The sequence below is a fragment of the Pseudomonas onubensis genome (genome assembly GCF_965653655.1).
Taxonomy (GTDB): domain Bacteria; phylum Pseudomonadota; class Gammaproteobacteria; order Pseudomonadales; family Pseudomonadaceae; genus Aquipseudomonas.
Map to the genome: position 1 here is coordinate 1 of NZ_CBFHAZ010000195.1, position 2,513 is coordinate 2,513.

Here is a 2,513-nt window from a genome sequence, read left to right on the forward strand (position 1 = left end):
CGGTGGATCAGTGAAATAAGTGTTGCCTGACACACCGCTTTCGCGAGCAAGCCCGCTCCCACACAAGCCCGCCCCCACATTGGATCTCCAGTGGACATCCAATGTGTCTAAAGCCTTACTGCATATTGATGATGACTTCTTCCTGCCACTTCTGCGGCAGTGCCTTGGAGGTTTTCTCCCACGCATCGGCATCTTTGATCGGTGTGACTTTCTTGTACTGCTCGTTCGGCAGCAGCTTGGCCTGTACATCGGCCGGCAGGGTCAGGTGCTCGGCACGGATCGGACGTGCGTTACCGCGTGCCAGGTTGGTCTGGCCGGCGTCGCTGAAGATGTATTCGCGGGTCAGCTTGGCGGCGTTCGGGTGCTTGGCGTATTTGTTGATGATGGTGGTGTAGCCGGAAATTACCGAGCCGTCCGACGGGATCAGCACCACGTAGTCATCCGGGTTAGCCATCTTGGCTTTGTAGCTCAGGCCGTTGAAGTCCCAGACCACACCCACTTCGACTTCGCCCTTTTCCATGGTGGCGATGGTCGGGTTGGCCAGCGACAGGCGACCTTGCTTGGCGATCTCGGCAAACATCAGCAGCGCAGGCTGGATGTTTTTCTCGTTACCATCGTTGGCCAGGGCGGCAGCCAGCACGCCGTTGGCGGCTTGGGCGGCGGTGCTCACATCACCGATAGAGACTTTGTATTTACCGGTTTTAAGATCCGCCCAGCTTTTTGGCGCTTCAGAACCGTGCAGCAGTTTTTTGTTGACGATAAAGGCGATGGTGCCGGTGTAGGCCAGGGCCCAGTTGCCGTCTTTATCTTTGGCCCAATCCGGAACTTGTGCCCAAGTGGTCGGTTTGTACGGCTGTGCCACGCCCTGTTTCACCGCAATCGGGCCGAAGGCGGCGCCGACGTCACCGATATCGGCGCTGGCGTTGTCTTTTTCGGCGGCGAACTTGGCGATTTCCTGGGCCGAGCTCATGTCGGTGTCGATGTGCTTGAGGCCATAGGTCTTGGCCAGGTCGTCCCAGGTGCCTTTCCAGTTGGCCCAGTCATCGGGCATGCCGACGCTGTTGACGGCGCCTTCCGCTTTCGCGGCGGCTTCCAGAGTTTTTAGATCGGTATCAGCAGCCATGGCGGCGGTGCACATGGCAATGGTCGAGCCTAACAGTGATGCCAGGAAAAGCTGTTTCATCCGAAGCTCCTTTGGGCGTTTTCAACGCTGCGTTTTTATCGACGTTTGCGGTGGTGTTGGTCTAGGTCAGCAATACCTGAGCCAATTTAGGCTCGGTGGATGACAGTTTCATGTCGATGTCGTTTTTAAAGCGTTTATGTCGCTGAGTTCAGACTCAGCGTAGACCATGCCCAAGAGCCCGCAGGCCCTGGACTTGGCCGATGTATTGCAGGGTGTGGTGCAGGGGATGAGCAGGGACTGTCATCTGTCGGTCATCTGTAATGCCTAGGCTGGCACGTAACGGCAGACGCCCGAATACCGCGCGGTTTGTGCACCTGAACGGTGCTGGTCTAGTCCAGATAGGTAACGTTGATGCGTGATGAGGCAATCAAGGCGGTGACATCCATTGGCCTGGCGCTGCAAGAGCAAATCGGCCACGGGCTGTTGCCACCGGCGAGCAAACTGCCCGCCGAGCGCAAGCTCAGCGAGTTGTTTGGTACCACCCGCATTACGGTGCGGGAAGCCTTGTTACAACTGGAGGCCCAGGGCCAGATCTATCGCGAAGAGCGCCGTGGCTGGTTCGTCTCGCCGCCGCGCCTGGCTTATAACCTGATGCAACGCAGCCACTTTCACGCAATGGTCAGTGAACAAGGGCGCGTAGCCTCCACCGAAGTGATTTCGGCGCGGCTGCAACCGGCATCGGCGGCGGTGTGTGCGTGGTTGCAGTTGCCGGCGTTGTCGAGTGTGATCCAGATCTGCCGGGGCCGGCGGATCGATGGGCGTTTGGTGCTGTATGTGGAGCATTACCTGAACCCGCATTATTTTCCGGGGATTCTGGCGTGCGACCTCAACCAGTCGATGACCGAGCTGTATGCACGCAAGTACGACCTGCATTACGGCCGCGTGCGTTTCGAAATTGTCCCGACTTCACTGCCGGTCGAAGCCGCCGCTGCATTACGTGTGTCGGTGGGCAGTCCGGGCTTGCGGATCGCCCGGGTCAATTACGACCAGCATGAGCGCTTGATCGACTGCGACCTGGAGTTCTGGCGCCATGATGCGATTCATGTGGGGGTTGATGTGGTTTGACCGCCGGAGATTCAACGGATGCATCACATGCTGAATGTGGGAGCTGGCTTGCCTGCGATAGCATCAACTCCGTGTACCTGACATACCGAGGTGCCTGCATCGCAGCGGTGCGACGATTCGACAAGCCAGCTCCCACAGAAAAGCAGCTCTTCAGTGCATGCAAATCCGCAGCCGACCTCATATTCAAAACTGCATGCGGTCACCTGTGGGAGCGGGCTTGCTCGCGAATGCGGTGGGTCAGTCAATTCATCTGTAACTGACACAC

2 protein-coding genes are annotated in these 2,513 nt (G+C 58.1%); one reads left to right on the forward strand and one right to left on the reverse strand.

The window, feature by feature from the left end:
• Positions 1-115 precede the first annotated feature (115 nt).
• Entirely contained in the window at positions 116-1,183 is a 1,068-nt protein-coding gene (locus tag ACTD9P_RS29485) for an ABC transporter substrate-binding protein (RefSeq protein WP_438870405.1), read from the reverse strand.
• A gap of 351 nt (positions 1,184-1,534) precedes the next feature.
• Here ACTD9P_RS29485 and ACTD9P_RS29490 point away from each other — a divergent pair, with 351 nt between their 5' ends.
• Positions 1,535-2,248, forward strand: coding sequence for a UTRA domain-containing protein (locus ACTD9P_RS29490; protein WP_438870406.1), 714 nt, complete (start codon positions 1,535-1,537; stop codon positions 2,246-2,248).
• Positions 2,249-2,513 lie beyond the last annotated feature (265 nt).

Bases quoted from the DNA above. Each gene is read 5' to 3' on its own strand.
- ACTD9P_RS29485 (WP_438870405.1), bottom strand. From the start codon at position 1,183: ATGAAACAGCTTTTCCTGGCATCACTGTTAGGCTCGACCATTGCCATG.
- ACTD9P_RS29490 (WP_438870406.1), top strand. From the start codon at position 1,535: ATGCGTGATGAGGCAATCAAGGCGGTGACATCCATTGGCCTGGCGCTG.